The sequence below is a fragment of the Dolichospermum sp. UHCC 0352 genome, assembly GCF_009711925.1.
In the GTDB taxonomy this organism is placed as follows: Bacteria; Cyanobacteriota; Cyanobacteriia; order Cyanobacteriales; family Nostocaceae; genus Dolichospermum; species Dolichospermum lemmermannii.
In genome coordinates, this window is record NZ_VIKY01000143.1 from 1 (window position 1) to 3,132 (window position 3,132).

Consider the following 3,132-nt stretch of genomic DNA (forward strand, 5'->3'; position numbering starts at 1 on the left):
TCTATTGCTCCTTGCTTATCTCCTAATTCAGATTTAGCATTTCCCCGGCCGATGTAGGCTAAGTAGGCTAGGCCGAAGTTAGAGTCAATCTTAATGACTTGGTTGTAATCATTTATTGCTTGGGTGAAATCATTTATTGCTCCTTGCTTATCTCCCAATTTAGATTTAGCATTTCCCCGGATGCTGTAGGCTAGGGCATTGTTAGGATCAATCTTAATGGCTTGGTTGTAATCATTTATTGCTCCTTGCTTATCTCCCAATTTAGATTTAGCATTTCCCCGGTTGATGTAGGTTAGGGCATCGTTAGGATCAATCTTAATGGCTTGGTTGTAATCATTTATTGCTCCTTGCTTATCTCCTAAATCATCCTTAGCATCTCCCCGGTTGATGTAGGTTAGGGCATTGTTAGGGTCAATCTTAATGGCTTGGGTGAAATCACTTATTGCTCCTTGCTTATCTCCTAAATCATCCTTAACATTTCCCCGGATGCTGTAGGCATCGGCATTGTTAGGGTCAATCTTAATGGCTTGGGTGGAATCACTTATTGCTCCTTGCTTATCTCCTAAAACGAATTTAGTAATTCCCCGGATGCTGTAGGCTAGGGCATTGTTAGGGTCAATCTTAATGGCTTGGGTGAAATCATTTATTGCTCCTTGCTTATCTCCTAAAGCAAATTTATAAACTCCCCAGTTGATGTAAGCTTGGGCATAGTTAGGATCAATCTTAATGGCTTGGGTGAAATCATTTATTGCTCCTTGCTTATCTCCTAAATTAGATTTAGCAAATCCCCGGTTGGCGTAAAGTGCTGCACGAGGACTGAGTTCAACTGCTTTATTTATCGCTGCCTCTGCTTCTTTATACCTTTTTAAATTAGATAAAACTGTAAATTTCTGATTATACAAATTGGGATTATTAGGCTGGAGTCGAATTGCTTCATTGATAGCTACTAATGCTTTATCCAGTTGCTTGGATTCCTGATGATATGTACTTAATTTATTCCAAGCAAGAACAAAATCAGGTTTAGATTTCACCGCCAGTTCCAATGCGGCTATAGCCTCTGGATACTTTTTACTCCCACCTAACGCCAAACCCTTACCATAATAAGCTAAGTGAATAAACTTCGGTTTCTGCTTAATCGCTTCCTCAAAAGCCTGTATTGCTTCTGGATAACGACGTAACCGCCACAATTGATTTCCTCTTTCTAACCATTGACTGGCGGTAGTATTTCCTTTAGAAATATCTATTGATAAGATTGCTGTTTTAATAGAATCAGCTTTTTGTGTATTTAGTTCTGGTGGTGGAGTAGTTTCTATTCTTTGTGCTTGGGTATTCAGTCGGGTTGCTATTGCTAAAAAAGTACTCACAGGAATACCCAAACTATTACCTAATTGGATTGCTCCTCCACTACTACTACTACTATTATTATCAATAATAGCTTCTCCCTCAGTCCTACCATGAATACCAATTACCCGCCCTTGGGAATCTAATACTGGTCCCCCACTCATGCCCCCAAATGTGATACTACTATAAACTAATTCATATCCTCCTGTTAAAGAAATTGTGGCTTGTAATGATGCACCAAAACTATTGTTTTTAAAGTCTGATTTTGTAGTTGCTAATAATCCTTCTTCTTTGCTAAAAATCCGTCCCAATGTGAACCGCCAAGGTGATTTATTTCCTAACCTGGGGTACCCAGCCGTAAACATATATTCACGAGTGTTTCTGGGATAATTTGCCAAAGTTGCAACTTGATAATTTTCCTGGCTTCTAAATTTAACTACCGCTAAATCTACCCCTTCTTCCAATTTAATACTGCTTTTTTCCACAGCATATTGTTTACCATTGGGGGCAAGTATTTCATAATTAAATCCTCCACAGGGTTTTGTGGCATCTTCCCTTTCACAGAGAACATGAGCCGCAGTTAAAACAGTGTAAATATCCCCTTCTTTAGCAATAATTATCCCTGAACCATTATCCTTGCTACTACTATCAATTCTGACAGTAATTTGTTTAGCCTTTTGCTCTAAATCTCCTAACCAGCCTGTTAATGGTACTTCTGCTATTTGCTGTTTAATATCTGGTATAGGTAAATTATAAGCGGTGAGAACTTCTGGTCTTACCTGAGCTAAAACGGTTTTAATGGGTATTCCCCAACTGAGTTTTCTAAATTCTTGAATTTCTGTATTTGTGGGGCGTTTTCCGTTGGTATAAATATAAGCAGTATTGGACAAAGGATAAGAACTAATGCCATTAATTCCTATTAAATTTCCTGTATTACTAATAATTGGACCGCCACTCATTCCTTGTTGAATATCACCAGTATAGCCAATTTCATAACCATCTTTTAAACTGGGTTGGGAGATGATTTGTTGTACTTCTCCTGTTATCAATACTAATTTATCTTCAGATACAGCATATCCTGTGGCCATAACTGGTGTTTCTAAGTTAATATCAAAAGAGGCGATTCTGTCAGCAATTTCTGATGGTAAACAATATTTTTTATTAGATGTAAATTCTACTATGGCTAAATCGAATTTATCAAAGTTAGTATTAGGTAAAATTTTAGCTGCATATTTTTGACCATCGGCTGTGATAATATTGATGTTATTAATTCTTCTGACAACGTGGGAATTAGTCACTACTAAATAAGAATTACCTTTTCTAGCGAAAATTGTCCCAGAAGCGCCTCTTTCTTTGTCTCTGACTCTAACTGTAATTTGTTTAGCAATGGTTTGTAATTGTGGGTCTGAATAAATACCGTTTTCTGGGTTTGCTGGTTGTAATTTGCACCTTTGCGATGTCTGTGTAAGTAGTTTTGTTGTCTTGGTTTGGGTTTCTGTTGCTGACACTGGATAAGGTAGCAGCAGTAAGCAGGAGATAATGGCGATTTGACGTTTCATGATTAGTTAAATAGTGTTTTTATTAGTGGTAATTTACCCCCCTTAATCCCCCCTTTACAAGCTACGGTGTACACACAAGTCTTCTATGGTTGCCCCAAAACGTTTAGATCCCCCCAACCCCCCTTTATAAGGGGGGCTAAATTCTTCAAAGTCCCCCTTTCTAAGGGGGATTTAGGGGGATCGGATCACGTTTAGCATCCTGTCTAGAGATGTGTGTACACCGTAGCCTTTA

Annotated in this window: 1 protein-coding gene; it reads right to left on the reverse strand. The window is 38.3% G+C overall.

Going from position 1 to position 3,132, the window contains the following annotated elements; translation table 11 throughout:
- The coding region (locus FJR06_RS10000; RefSeq protein ID WP_168651353.1) for a serine protease at positions 1-2,900 on the reverse strand (2,900 nt) is incomplete at its 3' end.
- Positions 2,901-3,132: the final 232 nt, after the last annotated feature.